The sequence below is a fragment of the Bradyrhizobium sp. 137 genome (assembly GCF_023074095.1).
Lineage (GTDB): Bacteria > Pseudomonadota > Alphaproteobacteria > Rhizobiales > Xanthobacteraceae > Bradyrhizobium.
Genome location: NZ_JADPKU010000127.1, coordinates 66,794 through 84,058, shown reverse-complemented (window position 1 = coordinate 84,058; position 17,265 = coordinate 66,794). Strand labels below are relative to the sequence as shown.

The window sequence follows — 17,265 nt, the reverse complement described above, 5'->3', positions numbered from 1 at the left end:
AAACTCAGCGCGCGGCCGTGCGGCCGAACAAGCCGTTCGGGCGCCAGATCAGGATCACGATCATCATGGTGTAGATCACGAAGGGGCCCATCTTTGGCACGTAGTACTTGCCGGCGACGTCGCCGATGCCGAGCAGGAGCGAGGCCAAAAACGGCCCTGTGATCGAGGACGACCCGCCGACGGTGACCACGATCAGGAAGTAGATCATGAACTTCAGGGGAAAGTACGGATCGAGGCCGAGGATCTCGGCGCTCAGCGCGCCGCCGAGGCCGGCGAGCCCGCAACCAAAGGCAAAGGTGAACGCGAACACCTGCGGCACGTTGATGCCGAGCCCGCTGGCAGCGCGCGGATCGTCAACGGCGGCGCGCAGACGGCTGCCGAAGCGGGTCTTGGCCAGCACCATCTGCAAAGCGATGGTGAGCAAGCCGCAGATCACAATGATCATCAGCCGGTAGCGGCCGATGCCGACGCCGAACACGTCGAACTGGCCCTGGAGCGCGGCCGGCAAATTGATGAAGACGCGCGAGGATCCCTGGATGTAGTCGACGGCCGCGACGGACATGAAGGTCAGGCCGATGGTGAACAGAACCTGGTCGAGATGGCTGCGCGCATAGAGGTGGCGGTAGAGCGTGCGTTCGAGCGCAATGCCGATCGCGGCCGCGGAGACGAAGGCGAGCGGCAGGGCGGCGAAGAACGGCCAGCCCATCCGGTTGACCAGCACCATGCAGATATAGCCCCCGGCCATCGCGAAGGCGCCATGGGCAAGATTGACGAAGTTCATCAGGCCGAGCGTGACTGCAAGCCCGCAAGCGAGCACGAACAGCAGCATGCCGTAGGCAACGCCATCGAACAGGTTGGTGAGGATTGCGGTCATCGGGAGCAGATCGTTGTCGAAAAAGTATCAGGTCTAGCGGAGTAGGCTGCTCTGCTCCTCTCCCGCTTGCGGGAGAGGGCTGGGGTGAGGGTATCTCGGCAACGGGACAATCCCCGACTTGAAAAGAGCCCTCACCCTGCACTTCGCGATAGCCGAGGCTTCGCCTCGGCGACTCTTAAAGGACGGCCACCAAAGGTGGCCTACGCTCTCCCGCAAGCGGGAGAGGTTTAGAAGAGCGCATCACTTCTTGGTCTTGCCGAGATCCTTGACGGCCTCGAAGGTCGCGAACTCGACATTGTAGAGCTCGCCGTCGACCTTCTCGACTTTACGGATGTATATGTTCTGCACGATGTCGCGGGTCTCGGGATCGATCGAGATCGGGCCGCGCGGGCTCTCCCACTTCTGTCCCTTCATGGCTTCGATCAGCTTGTCGCCGTTGGTGTCTCCGCCCGTCTTCTTGAGCGCTTCGTAGATCAGGTGGATGCCGTCATAGCCGCTCACCGCCATGAAGCCCGGACGGTTGCCGAAGGCTTTCTTGTAAGCGGCAACAAAATCCTTGTTCATCTGCGAGGGATGCGCCGCGGAGTAGAGATGCGCGGTGACCGTGCCGAGCACGGCGTCGCCCATGTTGTTGAGCAGGTCGTCGTCAGTGACATCGCCCGGTCCGATTACTTTGATGCCGGCCTTGTCGAGACCACGCTCGGCATACTGCTTCATGAAGTTGCCGCCCTGGCCGGCCGGCACGAACACGAAGATCGCGTCAGGCTTGGCGTCTTTCATGCGCTGGAGGAACGGCGCGAAGTCGGGGTTTTGCAGCGGCACCTTGACCTCTTCGACCACCTCGCCGCCACCGGCGGTGAAATTCTGCTTGAAGAAGTTCAGCGCGTCATTACCCGGCGCGTAGTCCGAGGTCAGCGTTGCCACCTTCTTGATGCCGTTCTTGACCGCCCAATCGCCGATGATGGTCGAGGACTGCGCAAGCGTGAAGCTGGTTCGCACGATGTAGGGCGAACGCTCGGTGATGATGGAGGTGCCGGCCGCCATGACGACTTCCGGAATCTTGGCCTGCGTTGCGAGCGGCGCCGCCGCGAGCGCGGCGGGCGTCACGCCGAAGCCGGCGATGAAATTGACCTTGTCGTTGACGATCAGTTCCTGCGCGGCGGTCTTCGTCTTGTCGGGAATCGCGGCGTCATCCTTGACGATGATCTCGATCTTCTTGCCGGCGACGGTGTCGCCCTTCTGCTGCATGTAGAGCTTGATCGCGTTCTCGATCTGCTTGCCGGTCGAGGCCTGGCCGCCGGTCATCGGCAGAATCAGACCGATCTTCACGGCGTCCTGCGCCTTCGCAGGCGCGATGGCGGCGAGGCCCGCGATGGCGGCCGCTGCTGCCGTCCGTGAAAACGTTTTGAGCTCGAACATCAGATGTCCCTCCCCTTCATTCCTGACCTCTTGTGCATCGAACCGAGTGCCCGGTCCTTGCCTTTACCGTAGCGCGCACGCGCCATGTCGCCGCGCCACATGGCGTCTTTCGCGCCCTTATTGTCAATCGGACGTTTGGCGACCATTCGGCGCAAGCCGCGCGCTCCGATTGTCGACGGCGGCAAGCGGCATCGGGATTACGCCGTCGAGCCGAGCGTCCAGATTGAGGCCGCCGCCATTTGTACGATTGTACAAATAAAATGGACCTGTCAACGAAAACTCGTTGCCCTCGGTCACGCCACTTTGTCGCGAGCCTCGGCCCGCAGTCCAGAAGCGCGACGGACTGCGTGGATGGAGGATTCGTCATTCTTTTGCAGAATGTGTACCTCAGCGAGGCCTTGATCGACGCGCCTCGGTAATAAAATACCCACCTCGAATAAGTCTATTTTGCCGTGTTGAAGGCTATTCTCCTCGCGCCGGCCCGGTCCGGCGTCCAACGACCGAACGCGCGCGCACCGATACAATGCCCAAGATTCTTCGTTCCGTCCTCGTCCTCGCTGCCCTCGCAGCGGGGCTGGCCGGCTGCGGCACCGTCAACGAAAGACTCTCTGCTGGCATGGGCGACTACGTCCCGCAATGGGCCGGCGGCCTGCCGGCGGATGCCCCGCCCCGGCCGGGCACTCCGCAATACGACGCCTACATGAAGGAGCGCGAACGCAAGCGGCTGATGCCTGCAGCCGATCGCGAAAAGGAAGAGCAGGCGCAGAAGGGCGCGACGGGATCTTCGTCAGGCAGCGCGCTGCGGTAGGCGGTCATTCCGGGGCGATGCGTCAGCATCGGACTATGGCGCGCAGTTGCGCATCTGAGAATCTCGAGATTCCGGGTTCGCCTCTTTGAGGCGCCCCGGAATGACAGCGCATCAATCCACAAACACCACCGTCTTGCGGCCATTGAGGATGACCCGGTCGTCGAGGTGATAGCGGATCGCGCGGGCCAGCACACGGCGCTCGATGTCGCGGCCCTTGCGGACCAGGTTTTCGGGCGTATCGCGATGGCTGATGCGCTCGACGTCCTGGTCGATGATCGGACCCTCGTCGAGATCACGCGTGACGTAATGCGCGGTCGCGCCGATCAGCTTGACGCCGCGCTCGTGGGCCTGGTGATAGGGCTTTGCGCCCTTGAAGCCCGGCAGGAATGAGTGGTGAATGTTGATACAGCGCCCCGACAGTTTTGCCGAGAGATCGTCCGACAGGATCTGCATGTAGCGGGCGAGCACGACGAGATCGGTGCCTGTGCGGGCGACGAGGTCGAGGATCTGCGCCTCCTGCTCGCGCTTGGTCTCCTTGGTCACCGGCAGATGGTGGAACGGAATGCCGCCGAAATCGAGCCCGGCATAGACCTCGCGCGGATGGTTGGAGACGATCGCGGTGGGAATCATTGGCAATTCGCCGGTGCGCCAGCGGTAGAGGATGTCGACCAGGCAGTGGTCCGACTTCGACACCAGCAGCATAACCTTGCGGTGCGCGGCGCGGTCGCGCATCTGCCATTCCATGCTGAAACGTTCGGCGATTGCCGCAAAGCCGGTCTGGAGCGCCGACAACTCCACGGCGAGATCGGCCGCGGTGAAGACCACGCGCATGAAAAACTTTTTGGTCTCGACATCGTCGAACTGCTGGGCGTCGAGAATGTTCTGTCCATTGTGGGCGAGGAACGTCGACACAGCCGACACGATGCCCGGGCGATCCGGACAGGACAGGGTCAGGACATATTGATGATCGGGCATGTCTCTTGATGAAGGTTTGGGCAAAGGCCCGCGGAACTAGCTGCGATTTGCGGCCTCCTCTAGCACCGACGCCGCCCTTGCGCCAATCCCAAGCGCGGAGTCAGGATGAACGTACCATTGCGATTTGACTGACCGGAGCACGCCTATGGCCGATCGCTTGAACGGCACCCGCATTCTCATCCTGGAGACGCGCGAGGAGGCGCAGTTTTCGAGGCTTCTCGCCGAGCAAGGCGCCGAGGTCGTGCAGTGCCCGATGTTCACCATTCACGATGCGCCGGACCCCGCACCCGTCGAGGCCTGGGTCCGCCGCGCCATCGACAGGCCGTTCGACGACCTCGTGTTGATGACCGGCGAAGGCCTGCGCCGGATCATGAAGCTCGCCGTCGCTCGTGGGCTCGATCGGGCTCTCGTGGCAGCGCTTGCCAAATCGCGAAAATTCACCCGCGGCCCAAAGCCCGGCAAGGCGCTGCGCGAGATCGGCCTCGAGGCGCAGCAGACCACGGAGAAGCCGACCACCGAGGGCGTCATCGAGATGCTGGGCAGGCTCGACTTGAAGGGCCGGCGGCTTGGCCTTCAGCTCTATCCGGACAAGGACCACAGCGCGCTGACCGGCGCGCTCGTCGCGCAAGGCGCCGAGGTCGATACCGTGCTGCCGTATGTTTACGATTCCAAGGCGGCGGATGCCAACATCGTCACGGCCATCGACGACATGGCCGAGGGGCGGATCGATTGCATCGCGCTGACCAATCTCGGCCAGGTCCGCCGCCTGATCGAGGCCGCGAAAGCGCATGGCATCGAGGCGAAGTTGCGCGCAGGCCTCGAACGGACGCTGATCGCCTCGGTAGGTCCGGCGGTCTCCGGCGAACTCGCCGCGCACGGCCTGCGTACAGACATCTCACCGCCAGAGGACGCCTTCTTCATGCGTCCGCTGATCTCGGCGATGGCCGCGGCGCTGGCAGAACGGAAGCCAGTGGCGACGCGTTGATCCGCGGGGCCAGGTCTCCGCAATCCGGTCGCGCGCTTGCGGTGGGCCGGCGCGCTGAAACGGCGGCGCATGGCGGCATGCGGCAGCTTCGATTGACACCGGCGTCACCAACGCTACCTTCTCGCGCAGAAGAAGAAACAAAGTAAAGGAATCGCCGTGACACGCGTCATCGCGTCGTGAGCGCAGCCGCGCGACGATCGGCGCTCGCGCCATTCCGCATCCGCAATTATCGCTTCCAGTGGCCGTCCGACCTGCTTACCTCCTGGGCATTCGAGGTCGAGACGCTGGTGCTCGGCTGGTACATCCTGGTCGAGACCGGCTCAGTGCTGCTGCTCACCGTGCTTGCATCGCTCCAGTTCGTCGGGACGCTGGTCGCGCCGGTATTCGGCATGATCGGCGACCGCATGGGTCATCGCGACCTGCTGGTCGCGATGCGCCTCGCCTATACGGTGCTCTCGTCGACCATCATGGCTCTGGCGTTGACCGGTCATTTGTCGCCGCTCAGTGTCATGGTCATCGTCGCGATCATGGGCCTGATTCGGCCCTCGGATCTCGGCGTCCGGGGCGCGCTGCTTGCCGAGATCATGCCGGCCGAGCAACTGGTCGGCGCCATCAGTGTTGCGCGTACCACCCAGGACAGCGCCCGCATCGCCGGAGCATTGACGGGCGCCGGATTGTTCGCCGTTCTTGGCATTGGCCTCGTCTATGTGGCGATCGCATGCCTCTATCTCGTGGCCGCGCTGCTCATGCTCTGCCTGTCCCGGCCGAAAAGGACCGTCACCACGAGCGATCTCCCGGCGAACAGTCACGCGATGTCCCGATTATTTGCCGACCTCAAGGAGGGGATCGTCTACGCCTGGAATGGCCCGGGAATGCGCGCGGCGCTGTGCGTCGCGTTCCTGGCCAATCTCACCGCATTTCCTTTCACTGGCGGACTGCTGCCCTACATCGCGCGGGAAATCTTTCAGACCGACCAGACCGGCCTCGGCTATCTCTCGGCGAGCTTCGCCGTCGGCTCGCTGATCGGCTCCATCACGCTGAGCTTGGTGAACGGACTGCGCATTGCCCGGCTCCTGATCGGCGCGACGCTGGCCTGGTACGCCATGCTGCTGGTATTCGTCGAGATCAGGACCCTGCCGGTGGCGATGGCCTGCCTCGTCCTCGCCGGTATTGCGCAGAGCATGTCGATGATCTCGGCAGCCGTGATCCTGATGCGGACGGCGAGCGCACATCTGCGCGGCCGCGTCATGGGCGTCCGCATGATGGTGATCTACGGCCTGCCGCTCGGACTACTCGCGGCCGGCAGCCTGATCGATATCATCGGCTATTCCGCCACGGGTTCGCTCTATGCCGCCTCAGGGATCATCGCGATGCTGGCAATCGCGATCCGCTGGCGCGCCGACCTCTGGCCGGTGCACGCCCCCGCCAATGCGCGTTAGTCCCCGTACCCGCGCAGCCGCTCGATATCGAGGATCGTGACGCCGCCATATTCGAGCCGGAGCAGCCCCTCTTTCTCCAGCCGGTTCAACGCGCGGTTGGCGATCTGGCGGGACATGCCGGAGAGCGCGCCGATCTCCTCCTGGGTGATCTCAAGATGCGCAGTCGATTCGGGATAGAGGATCGGGTTGAACAGCGAGGCAATGCTGCGCGCGAGGCGCGCGGTGGCATCAAGCGTGCGGTTGACCTCGAGCATGCCGATGAACTGGCCGAGCCGCTCGTTGAGCTGGCGGACCAGGAAGCGGTTGAAGCCGACACTGTTTTCAAACAGCCACATGAAGGCGCTGCGTTCCATCAGTGCGACCCGGCTGTCGCGCAGCGCGACCACGTCGTAGCGTCGCGGCTCGTTCTTGAGCACGCTGCCTTCGCCGAACCAGGCCCCTGCCGTCAGCCCGGCAAGACTCGTCTCCTTGCCGTCGCGCGACACCCCGCCCATCCGGGCAAGGCCAAAGACCATGCCGGCCCAGTAGCCAAAGGTGTCGCCGCGCATGAACACGGTCTCGCCGGTGCCGTAGGACCGCTCGGTGATTCCGGCGCGTGCGACCTCGATCTCGGCCTCCGTGAGCTCGCGCGACCAGGCGGCGATGCGCTTCAGTTGATCCTCTGAAATCATGATCTCGAAGCCAGCCGCACCGTTTCGTCACTCCGCCCTTCTGCTGCACTGCAACATGATCACCTCGGCCGCCATCCAACCAAAGATGGACGCCGCGCCCGCCCGAAAAACTTTGTCACCGAATTGTCAGGCCGAAGACATTTCAAAATAGCGCTTTCCCGTATTGAGAGCCACCTTGGGCGATGCGGCCTTTGAGCCCTGATGGGAACGAAGGTCGCGCGGCTCCGGTCGAGACCAATGGCTGCATGGCCTCACCAGGACGACCGTACTAGGATCGCCCGAAAACAACGGATGAAGAGCGCAACTGAATGCGCCATCACCGGGAGGGATTTGTTGGTGGGTACTAGTCTAGAAGTGCGCGGCGTGTCCTTGCGATTCGGTGGCGTGCGTGCGCTGACCGATGTGGGCTTCGCCATCAGGCAAGGCGAGCTGTTCTCGATCATCGGGCCCAACGGCGCCGGCAAGACCTCGATCGTGAACTGTATTTCCGGTCGCTACAGGCCGACCGAAGGCCAGCTCCTCTACCAGGGCCGCGACATCACCGGATTGACGCCGAACGCCCGCGCCTCGCTCGGCATCGGCCGTACCTTCCAGAATCTAGCGCTGTTCCACCACATGAGCGTGCTCGACAACATCATGGTCGGGCGCCATCACCTCCTGAAGAACAATTTCCTCACGGGCTCGCTGTACTGGCTCACCGGCGCGCGCAAAGAAGAGCTCGAGCACCGCCGCAAGGTCGAGGAGATCATTGACTTCCTCGATCTCCAATCGGTGCGAAAAGCCACCGCCGGCACCCTCTCCTACGGCTTGCGCAAGCGCGTCGAGCTCGCCCGCGCCATGGCGCTGGAGCCGCGCCTCATCCTCCTCGACGAGCCGATGGCCGGCATGAACTTCGAGGAGAAGGAGGACATGGCGCGCTACATCGTCGATCTCAACGAGGAGTTCGGGATGACGGTGGTGATGATCGAGCACGACATGGGCGTGGTGATGGACATCTCCCATCGCGTCATGGTGCTGGACTTCGGCAAGAAGATCGCCGAGGGCGATCCCGCGGCGGTCCTTGCCGACCCTCACGTCAAGCGTGCCTATCTTGGTGAGGAAGACGAGGTGCTGGTCGATCCGGACGATGCCCCGCCGGCGCAGGAGAGCGCGGCATGATGGATTACGCAGGACGCGTTGCGCAGGCCGACACCTATCCCAAGATGCTCCGGCTCAATGCGAGGGAGCATGGCAACGAGATCGCGCTGCGCGAGAAGAATCTCGGGCTCTGGCGCATCTTCACCTGGAACGACTACCAGACGCGGGTGCGCGACTTCGCGCTCGGGCTCGTCGAGCTCGGCCTCGGCCGCGGCGACGTCGTCGGCATCATCGGCGACAACCGGCCGGACTGGGTCGCGGCGGAAGTCGCGACCCATGCCGTTGGCGGGTTGAGCCTCGGGCTCTATCGCGACGTGCTGGACGAGGAAGCCGCCTATCTCCTGACGTATGGCGAAGCGCAGCTCGTCTTCGCGGAGGACGAGGAGCAGGTCGACAAGCTGCTCACCCTCGCCGAGCGCGTGCCGAAGCTGAAGCACATCATCTATTCCGATCCGCGCGGCATGCGGAAATATGACGATCCCAGGCTGATGTCGGCCGAGAAATTCGCCGAGCTCGGCCGCGCGCGGGCCGTTCGGGATCCGAAGCTTTACGATCGGCTCGTGGATGCGACCAAGGGTGAGGACGTCGCGATCCTCTGCACGACGTCTGGTACCACCTCGCATCCAAAATTGGCGATGCTCGCGGCCGGCCGCGTGCTCGGCCATTGCGCGACTTATCTCGCCTTCGATCCGAAGGGACCTGATGACGAATACGTCTCGGTGCTGCCGCTGCCCTGGATCATGGAGCAGGTCTACGTGCTCGGCAAAGGCCTCTTGTGCCGGATGAAGATCAACTTCGTCGAAGAGCCCGATACGATGATGAACGATCTGCGCGAGATCGCGCCGACCTTCGTATTGTTCGCGCCGCGCGTCTGGGAATCGATCGCAGCCGATGTCCGCGCCAAGGTGATGGACGCCACGCCGTTGAAGCAGCGCCTGTTCGATGTCGGCATGAAATCGGGTCTGGCCGCACTCGCGCAGCGTAAGCGCTCGGGTTTTGCCGACGCGATCTTGTTCCGCGCACTGCGCGACCGGCTCGGTTTCACCCGTCTGCGCTCGGCCGCGACCGGCGGCGCGGCGCTCGGTCCTGAAACGTTCAAGTTCTTCCAGGCGATGGGTGTGCCGCTGCGCACGCTCTATGGCCAGACCGAGCTGTTGGGCGCCTACACGCTGCATCCCGAGGGTAAGGTCGATCCCGACACGACAGGCGTACCAATGGCCGACAATGTCGAGATCCGGATCGACAACGCCGACGTCCACGGCGTCGGCGAGATCGTGGTGCGGCATCCCAACATGTTCCTCGGCTATTACAAGAACCCGGAGGCGAGCGTCGCTGACCTCAAGGACGGGTGGCTCTGCTCGGGCGATGCTGGCTATTTCAACGCTCAGGGGCAACTGGTCGTTATCGACCGTATCAAGGATCTGGCCGAGACATCGCGCGGCGAGCGCTTCTCGCCGCAATTCATCGAGAACAAGCTGAAGTTCTCGCCCTATATCGCCGAGGCGGTGGTGCTGGGCGCCGGCCGCGAGACGCTCGCTGCCATGATCTGCATCCGCTACTCCATCATCTCGAAATGGGCGGAGAAGAACCGGCTCTCGTTCACGACTTACAGCGACCTCGCCTCGCGCGCCGAGGTCTATACGTTGCTGCGCAAGGAGGTGGAGACCGTCAACGCGACGCTGCCGCCGGCCCAGCGCATCTCGCGCTTCCTGCTGCTCTACAAGGAGCTCGACGCCGACGACGGCGAACTCACCCGCACCCGCAAAGTGCGCCGCAGCGTCATCAACGAGAAGTACGCAGGGATCATCGATGCGATCTACCGCGGCGATTCAGACATTCCCGTCGACACCGTGATCCGCTTCCAGGACGGCACCACGCAACGCGTCCGCACGACCCTGCGCGTCGTGGATCTGGGTGGGCACCGGCACATGGCGGAGGCCGCGGAGTGACACGCATGATCGTCATGCGCAGGCTTGACCCGCGCATCCATCCTCTTCCGAGCAAGCTTCCGTCCACATCGATGGATTGCCGGGTCGGGCCCGGCAATGACGAACTGGGGCGACCGACATGAACACCGCCTTCCTCTTTCAGCTCCTTGTCAACGGCCTCGTGGTCGGCACGCTCTACGGCGTGGTCGCGATGTCGTTCGTGCTGATCTACAAGGCGACGCAGGTCGTCAATTTCGCGCAAGGCGAGCTGCTGCTGGTCGGCGCCTGGGTGTGCTGGGCCCTGCTGGCGAAATACCAGGTGCCGTTCTGGATCGGCATGCCGATGACGCTGGTGTTCATGTTCGTTTTCGGCATCGCGGTCCAGGTCCTGATCCTGCGGCCGATGATCGGCGAGCCCATCATCTCGGTGATCATGGTGACGATCGGCCTCTCCACCGTGCTCCAGGCGACGCTGAAATGGATGTTCGGCGTCAATCCGCAGCCGTTCCCGAGCGTGTTCGAGAGCCAGTCGGTCAGCCTGTTCGGCCTTCAGATCCAGACCGTCTATGTCATGAGCCTCGTGGTGTCGGTGGCGATGATGATCGGCATGGCCTGGTTCTTCCGCGCTTCCAAGTATGGTCTTGCGATGCGCGCCACCGCATTCAACCAGCAAGTTGCGCAGTCGCTCGGCATTTCCGTGAAAAGCGTGTTCGCGATGGCCTGGGCGATCTCGGCGACGGTGTCGGCCGTCGCCGGCGTCGTCGTTGCAATCGTGAACGGTGTGTCCTCTGGCCTTGCGGCCTACGGCATCAAAGTGTTTCCGGCGGCGATCCTCGGCGGACTCGATTCGGTCGGCGGCGCCGTGCTCGGCGGCATCATCATTGGGCTACTGGAGAACGTCGCGCAATATGTTGACAGCGAATATCTGCACTGGGGCAATCTCTACGAGATCGCGCCCTTCTACGTCCTCATCATCGTGCTGATGATCAAGCCTTACGGCCTGTTCGGCACCCACGACATCGAGCGGATCTGACCCATGGCCCGCCCTGCCCTCATCCCCGCTGGTGATTTCCGCACCACTTATGCCGCGGACACCACGATCTTCCCGACCACGACCAGCCGCAATTTTGCGATCGCCGGCGTGCTGCTGCTGTGTCTCGCGCCACAATTCTTCAGCGGCTACTGGCTCAGCATCTTAATCCACATCGGCATCTTCTCGATTGCGGCCCTCGGGCTGAACATTCTCGTCGGCTTCACCGGCCAGATCTCGATCGGCCACGCCGCGTTCTTCCTGCTCGGCGCCTTCACCTCGGCCTACATCTCCAACAACGCGCCGATCCCGGTGTTCTTCGCAATTCCGCTCGCCGGGATCGTCACTGCGCTGGTCGGGCTGATCTTCGGCATCCCTGCGGCGCGGCTGAAGGGCCTCTATCTCGTCATCGCGACGCTGGCCGCGCAATACATCCTGCTCGACTTCTTCTCCCGCGCCGAATGGTTCTCGGGCGGATCGGTGCCTGCGAGCGCCGAGCCGTTCTCGATTCTGGGCTACACGCTGCGCGGCGATAGGCAGTATTTCTACGTCGTGCTGGCCTATGTGCTGGCGAGCTACATCCTCGTCACCAATCTGATGCGCACGCGCGACGGTCGCGCGCTGGTGGCGATCCGCGACCATTATCTCTCAGCGGAGATCATGGGCATCAATCTCACCAAGTACCGCACGTTGTCGTTCGGCCTCGCCGCCTTCTTCGCCGGGATTGCCGGTGCGCTCTATGCGCATTACCAGCTCGTGGTCTCCCAGGAAGGTTTCGGCATAGAGCGCTCGATCCTGTTCCTGGCCATGATCATCATCGGCGGCACCGGCTCGATCATGGGCACGCTGATGGGCACCGCCTTTGTGGTGCTGCTGCCTGAATCGATGGAATTCCTCAGCCTGCACTTGAAGGGAGGCGCAATCGACAAGGCGCTCTCGCTCAACAACAACATCACCTTCCTGCGCGAGATCGCGATCGGGGTGATCATCATCGCGTTCCTGATGTTCGAGCCTGATGGCCTCGCGCATCGCTGGCGGCAGATCAAGGCTTACTGGAAACTCTACCCGTTCTCGCATTGAGCGCGGAAGCTTCACTTAAACAATAACAGGAGGAACCGACCCATGACGATGAAGTCCCTTTTGAGCACCGCATCGCTCGCGCTTGCGATCGCCGCATTCTCGGCAAGCGCGCAGGCACAGATCGCGATCGGACATCTCGCCGATTATTCCGGCGGCACCTCCGACGTGGGCACGCCCTATGGACAGGCCGTCGCCGACACCTTCGCCTGGGTCAACAAAAACGGCGGCGTCGGCGGCAAGCAGCTCAACGTCGACACCAACGATTATGGCTACCAGGTGCCGCGTGCGATCGCGCTCTACAAGAAGTGGTCGGCGCCGGACTCGAAGGTCGCTGCGATCATGGGCTGGGGCACCGCGGACACCGAGGCGCTGACCGGCTTCCTCGCACAGGACAAGATTCCAGACATGTCCGGCTCCTATGCCGCCGCGCTGACCGATCCCGAAGGCGTCAGCGGCAAGGCCAAGCCTGCTCCCTACAATTTCTTCTACGGCCCGAGCTATTCCGACGCGCTACGCGCGATGCTGATGTGGGCGGCCGAGGACTGGAAGACCAAGGGCAAGTCCGGCAAGCCGAAATTCGTCCACATGGGCGCCAACCATCCCTATCCGAACGCGCCGAAGGCCGCCGGCGAAGCCATGGCACAGGAGCTCGGCTTCGAGGTGCTGCCGCCGCTGGTGTTCGCGCTCGCACCCGGTGACTACAGCGCGCAGTGCCTCAGCCTGAAATCTTCGGGCGCCAACTACGCTTATCTCGGCAACACCGCGGCCTCCAACATCTCAGTGATGAAGGCCTGCAAGACCGCGGGCGTCGAGATCCAGTTCCTCGGCAACGTCTGGGGCATGGACGAGAACGCCGCCAAGACTGCAGGCGATGCCGCCAATGGCGTGATCTTCCCCTTGCGCACCGCGGTGAGCTGGGGCGGCGATGCGCCCGGCATGAAGACCCTGATGGAGATCTCCAAGATGTCCGATCCGACCGGCAAGGTCTATCGCCCCGTACACTACGTCGCCGCCGTCTGCTCAGCGCTGTACATGAAGGAAGCGCTCGACTGGGCTGCCAAGAACGGCGGCGCCACGGGCGAGAACGTTGCCAAAGGCTTCTACCAGAAGAAGGACTGGGTTCCGGCCGGGATGGAAGGCGTCTGTAATCCCTCGACCTGGACCGACAAAGACCACCGCGGCACGTTGAAGGTCGATCTGTATCGCACCAAGGTCTCAGGTCCGACCGATGGCGACCTCAACGACCTCATGGCCAAGGGCACGATCAAGCTCGAGAAGGTCAAGACCGTCGAACTGCCGCGTAAGCCGGAATTGCTGGGGTGGTGAGCCCCCCGCTCTCGCCCCCCACACAACTGTCATCCCCCGCGAAGGCGGGGGATCCAGTGCGCCGCGACCTCTCGGGAACGTTGGGCGTCTCTGGAATACTGAGTCACCCGCCTTCGCGGGTGACGGAGAAGACTGCATGACCCAGACTGCCGAAGCAACGCGCCCCAACCCCAGCATCGTGCCTGCGTCCGCCCTCCTCAGCGTGCGCAACATCGAGGTCGTCTATGACGACGTCATCCTGGTGCTGCGTGGCCTCAGCCTCGATGTGCCCAAGGGCGCGATCGTGGCGCTGCTAGGGGCCAACGGCGCCGGCAAGTCGACGACGCTGAAGGCGATCTCGGGACTACTCAAGACCGAGGACGGCGAGGTCACGCGTGGCGATATCCTGTTCGAGGGCGACCGCATTAACGGCATCGATCCCGACAAGATCGTGCGCCGCGGCATCTTCCAGGTGATGGAGGGCCGGCGCATCGTCGCCGACATGACCTCGCTGGAGAACCTCAGGCTCGGCGCCTTCACCCGCAGGGATCGCGAGGTCGATGCCGACCTCGACATGGTCTTCAACTACTTCCCGCGCCTGAAGGAACGCACCGGACTTGCCGGTTATCTCTCAGGCGGCGAGCAGCAGATGCTTGCGATCGGCCGCGCGCTGATGGCGCGCCCAAAAATGATCTTGATGGACGAGCCGTCCATGGGATTGTCGCCGCTGCTGGTGAAGGAGGTGTTCTCGATCATCCAGAAGATCAACCGCGACCTCGGCGTCACCATTCTGCTGGTCGAGCAGAACGCGCGCGCCGCACTCTCGGTGGCGAGCCACGGCTACATCATGGAGCAAGGCAAGGTCGTGCTCGACGGCACCGCGGACGAACTGCGCGACAACGAGGACGTCAAGGAATTCTACCTCGGCGGCGCCGGCGACCAGCGCAAGAGCTTCAAGAACCTCAAGAGCTTCAAGCGGCGCAAGCGCTGGCTTTAACTTTCCAGCACCTGTTCCGCTTCCGTGACTGCGCAGAGAACATGATAGAACGAAGACGCAGGAATGGTGTCGATCAGCGATTTGCCGTCGCGGTCGAACTGATCGTACCAGCCGCCCTTCACAGGATGGCTGAGATAATGCCGTTCGAGCCGCAACAGCGCTGCGCGCGCTTCATCCGCCGCGCCCGCCTCGCCGGACTCGGCCTGCGCGATCCAGGCCTTCGCGATCTCGGTCTGGGGCCACAGCCGACGCGTGCTGCGGCGGATGTTGCCAGCGTCGTCGCCCTCGTCGATCAGGCAGCCCGTGGCCTCGTCGCGGTAGCGCAGCGAGGTCGCCAACAGTTCGGCGCGCCGCTGCCCGGTCGGGCATCCCGTGATGCGTTCGAAACCCTTCAGGAGCCAGACCCATTCCGCCTGGTGACCCGGCTCGACGCTGATCGGCTCGATCTTCGACCAGTCCTCCTCGAAATACTCGCCGAGCACGCACTTCCGCTTGTCATAGAGGTTGGCGAGGAACAGCGCAAAGAACTCACCGGCGCGGTTCTGGAACGACAGATCGTGGGTCGCCTCGAAGCAGGCGATCATCGCCTCGAACAGATGCATGTGCGGGTTCTGCCGGCGCGGCAGCGAGACCGGAAGGCCTTCGTGGACGCCACCATGCGGCGAGCGCAGATGGCCGTCGAGGAAGCCGAGCAGCGCATCCATCTCGGCGCGCACCTGTGCATCCCGGTCGAAGGCGTAGACCGTCGCGAGCGCAAACAGGATGAAGGCGTGGTCATAGGCATCGCGCCGGGCATCCAGCACCGCCCCTTCCGGCGTCAGCCGGTGCACATAGCCGGGCCGGCCGTCTGGCGCCTTCGCTCTGTCCAACAGATGCTCCAGCCCCTTCAGCGCGATCGCTCGCCCCTCGGGATACCAGCCCATCTGCGCGGCCTTGGCGTAGCAATAGATCTGGCGCGCCTGCACGAACACGCGGCGCGGCGCGGCCGCGTCCGCCGTACCGTTCGGGTGCAGCCGGTCGATGAAACCGCCCGTGGCGTGATCCCAGCCGACGGTCGACCACAGCGGCAGCGCCTCGTCGATCATGCGGCGCTTCAGGCGCGCGACGACGTCCACCGCCTCGTCCGCCGCAATACTTCCTTCGTCCGCCATCGGGTCCTCTTCAAGCCTCGCCGATGGCCGTCTGATACCGATGCCGGCGGCGGCGTGCAACGGACCATGCCAACCCGGAAAGATCAGCCATGACCGCTCATTACGACGCCCTCGAAACGCGCGACCAGGGCGCGCGCGAGGCCGAGCTGTTTTCCCGGCTCCCGGAGGTCCTGCGCGGCGCGATGGCCGCTCCAGCCTATGCCGAGCGGCTGAGGGGCCTCGACCCCGCCTCAGTGAGGTCTAGAGAGGCGCTGGCGGGCCTGCCGGTGCTGCGCAAGTCGGAACTACCGGCCCTGCACAAGGCTTCTAGGCCGTTCGGCGGCCTTGTGGCGGCCGCGCCGGGGTCGTTCGCCCGTCTTTTCACCTCCCCTGGGCCCATTTTCGAGCCGGAGGGGCGCCAAGCCGACCCCTGGCGCGGCGCACGGGCGCTGTTCGCAGCCGGGTTCCGCCCGGACGACATCGTGCTCAACACCTTCAGCTATCACCTCACCCCGGGCGGCTTTATCTTCGACGCATCGGCACGCGCGCTTGGTTGCGCGGTGATTCCGGCGGGTCCCGGCAATGCCGAACAGCAGTTCGAACTGATCGAGGCTTACCGGCCGGTCGGCTACAGCGGCACGCCGGATTTCCTGAAAATCCTGCTCGATACCGCAGCAAGCGGCGGCCGCGACGTCTCCTCGATCAAGCGCGCTCTGGTCTCGGGCGCGGCGTTTCCGCCCTCGCTCCAGGCCGAGTTCAAGGCGCGCGGCATCGACGCCTATCAGGCCTTCGGCACCGCCGATCTCGGCCTCATTGCCTTCGAGACCGAGGCCCGCGAAGGCATGATCGTGAACGAGGACCTGATCCTGGAAATCGTCAAACCCGGCACGGGGGATCCGGTTGCGCCGGGCGACGTCGGCGAGATCGTCGTCACCTCGCTCGACCCGCACCATCCCTGGATCCGGCTCGCGCTCGGCGACCTCACCGCGACTCTGCCGGGCGTCAGCCCGTGCGGGCGCACCAACATGCGCATCAAGGGATGGATGGGCCGCGCCGACCAGACCACCAAGGTGAAGGGCATGTTCGTCCGCCCCGAGCAGATCGCCGAAATCGGCAACCGCCATTCCGCGCTCGGACGACTACGCCTCGTCGTCTCGCGCCAGGGCGAGACCGACGCAATGACGCTGAAAGCGGAAACGACAGCCGCGAGCGACGCGTTGCGCGAGCAGATCGCCAGCACCTTGCGTGCCGTGACGAAGCTCGGTGGCAACGTCGAGCTGGTCAGCCCCGGCGTGCTGCCGAACGACGGCAAGGTGATCGCGGACGAACGCTGACTTCAGCGACTTCGACAGCGAGGTCGCGTTCGCGAACTCACCGATCAGCCGACTGTAGAGAGGGTTGCCGTCCGCATGGACACCTTGGATGCGCGAAGCGCGTTCCCTCGCGGCAGCGATTAACTCGCCATCGCGCAGCAGCACCGCGCACCA

The 17,265-nt window shown here is 63.9% G+C and carries 15 protein-coding genes; 10 read left to right on the top strand and 5 right to left on the bottom strand.

Annotation, left to right across the window (positions count from 1 at the left end):
* Nucleotides 1-4: 4 nt before the first annotated feature.
* Together IVA78_RS31545 and IVA78_RS31540 are read right to left on the bottom strand one after the other, a co-directional pair.
* Nucleotides 5-874: a branched-chain amino acid ABC transporter permease gene (locus IVA78_RS31545; RefSeq protein ID WP_247334343.1), complete on the bottom strand. Its 870-nt coding sequence runs from the start codon at nt 872-874 to the stop codon at nt 5-7.
* Between the two features lie 240 nt (nt 875-1,114).
* Entirely contained in the window at nt 1,115-2,293 is a 1,179-nt protein-coding gene (locus tag IVA78_RS31540; protein ID WP_247302927.1) for an ABC transporter substrate-binding protein, read from the bottom strand.
* A gap of 523 nt (nt 2,294-2,816) precedes the next feature.
* Here IVA78_RS31540 and IVA78_RS31535 point away from each other — a divergent pair.
* Nucleotides 2,817-3,101, top strand: a complete 285-nt coding sequence (locus IVA78_RS31535) for a hypothetical protein (RefSeq protein WP_247422020.1) — start codon at nt 2,817-2,819, stop codon at nt 3,099-3,101.
* Nucleotides 3,102-3,212: 111 nt separating this feature from the next.
* Here the strand turns inward: IVA78_RS31535 and purU are convergent, their stop codons facing one another.
* Nucleotides 3,213-4,076: a formyltetrahydrofolate deformylase gene (gene purU, locus IVA78_RS31530; protein WP_247422021.1), complete on the bottom strand. Its 864-nt coding sequence runs from the start codon at nt 4,074-4,076 to the stop codon at nt 3,213-3,215.
* 145 nt (nt 4,077-4,221) lie between these two features.
* Here purU and IVA78_RS31525 point away from each other — a divergent pair, with 145 nt between their 5' ends.
* Together IVA78_RS31525 and IVA78_RS31520 are read left to right on the top strand one after the other, a co-directional pair.
* Nucleotides 4,222-5,061, top strand: a complete 840-nt coding sequence (locus tag IVA78_RS31525; protein ID WP_247422023.1) for a uroporphyrinogen-III synthase — start codon at nt 4,222-4,224, stop codon at nt 5,059-5,061.
* A gap of 176 nt (nt 5,062-5,237) precedes the next feature.
* The gene (locus tag IVA78_RS31520; RefSeq protein ID WP_247422025.1) at nt 5,238-6,500 is read left to right on the top strand and encodes an MFS transporter; all 1,263 of its coding nucleotides are present in this window, start codon (nt 5,238-5,240) and stop codon (nt 6,498-6,500) included.
* On the opposite strand, the gene IVA78_RS31515 is transcribed toward IVA78_RS31520, so the two are convergent.
* On the bottom strand, nt 6,497-7,171 hold the full coding sequence (locus IVA78_RS31515) for a Crp/Fnr family transcriptional regulator (RefSeq protein ID WP_247334337.1): 675 nt from the start codon (nt 7,169-7,171) through the stop codon (nt 6,497-6,499). The two genes, IVA78_RS31520 and IVA78_RS31515, sit on opposite strands and share 4 nt — an antisense overlap.
* 336 nt (nt 7,172-7,507) lie before the next feature.
* On the opposite strand from IVA78_RS31515, the gene IVA78_RS31510 reads away from it, so the two are divergent.
* From IVA78_RS31510 to IVA78_RS31485, 6 genes are all read left to right on the top strand, one after another.
* Entirely contained in the window at nt 7,508-8,329 is an 822-nt protein-coding gene (locus tag IVA78_RS31510; RefSeq protein ID WP_247334335.1) for an ABC transporter ATP-binding protein, read from the top strand.
* Entirely contained in the window at nt 8,326-10,257 is a 1,932-nt protein-coding gene (locus IVA78_RS31505; protein WP_247422027.1) for a long-chain fatty acid--CoA ligase, read from the top strand. The genes IVA78_RS31510 and IVA78_RS31505 overlap by 4 nt, the downstream gene beginning before the upstream one ends.
* 118 nt (nt 10,258-10,375) lie before the next feature.
* Nucleotides 10,376-11,269, top strand: coding sequence for a branched-chain amino acid ABC transporter permease (locus IVA78_RS31500; protein WP_247469382.1), 894 nt, complete (start codon nt 10,376-10,378; stop codon nt 11,267-11,269).
* A gap of 3 nt (nt 11,270-11,272) precedes the next feature.
* On the top strand, nt 11,273-12,346 hold the full coding sequence (locus IVA78_RS31495; protein WP_247422032.1) for a branched-chain amino acid ABC transporter permease: 1,074 nt from the start codon (nt 11,273-11,275) through the stop codon (nt 12,344-12,346).
* 42 nt (nt 12,347-12,388) lie between these two features.
* Nucleotides 12,389-13,672, top strand: a complete 1,284-nt coding sequence (locus IVA78_RS31490; RefSeq protein ID WP_247422034.1) for an ABC transporter substrate-binding protein — start codon at nt 12,389-12,391, stop codon at nt 13,670-13,672.
* 136 nt (nt 13,673-13,808) lie between these two features.
* Nucleotides 13,809-14,648 (top strand): ABC transporter ATP-binding protein, encoded by an 840-nt coding sequence (locus tag IVA78_RS31485; RefSeq protein ID WP_247422036.1) that lies wholly within the window; start codon nt 13,809-13,811, stop codon nt 14,646-14,648.
* Here the strand turns inward: IVA78_RS31485 and IVA78_RS31480 are convergent.
* Nucleotides 14,645-15,799 (bottom strand): AGE family epimerase/isomerase, encoded by a 1,155-nt coding sequence (locus IVA78_RS31480; RefSeq protein ID WP_247422038.1) that lies wholly within the window; start codon nt 15,797-15,799, stop codon nt 14,645-14,647. The two genes, IVA78_RS31485 and IVA78_RS31480, sit on opposite strands and share 4 nt — an antisense overlap.
* Nucleotides 15,800-15,888: 89 nt before the next feature.
* On the opposite strand from IVA78_RS31480, the gene IVA78_RS31475 reads away from it, so the two are divergent.
* The gene (locus IVA78_RS31475; protein WP_247422040.1) at nt 15,889-17,112 is read left to right on the top strand and encodes an AMP-binding protein; all 1,224 of its coding nucleotides are present in this window, start codon (nt 15,889-15,891) and stop codon (nt 17,110-17,112) included.
* Nucleotides 17,113-17,265: the final 153 nt, after the last annotated feature.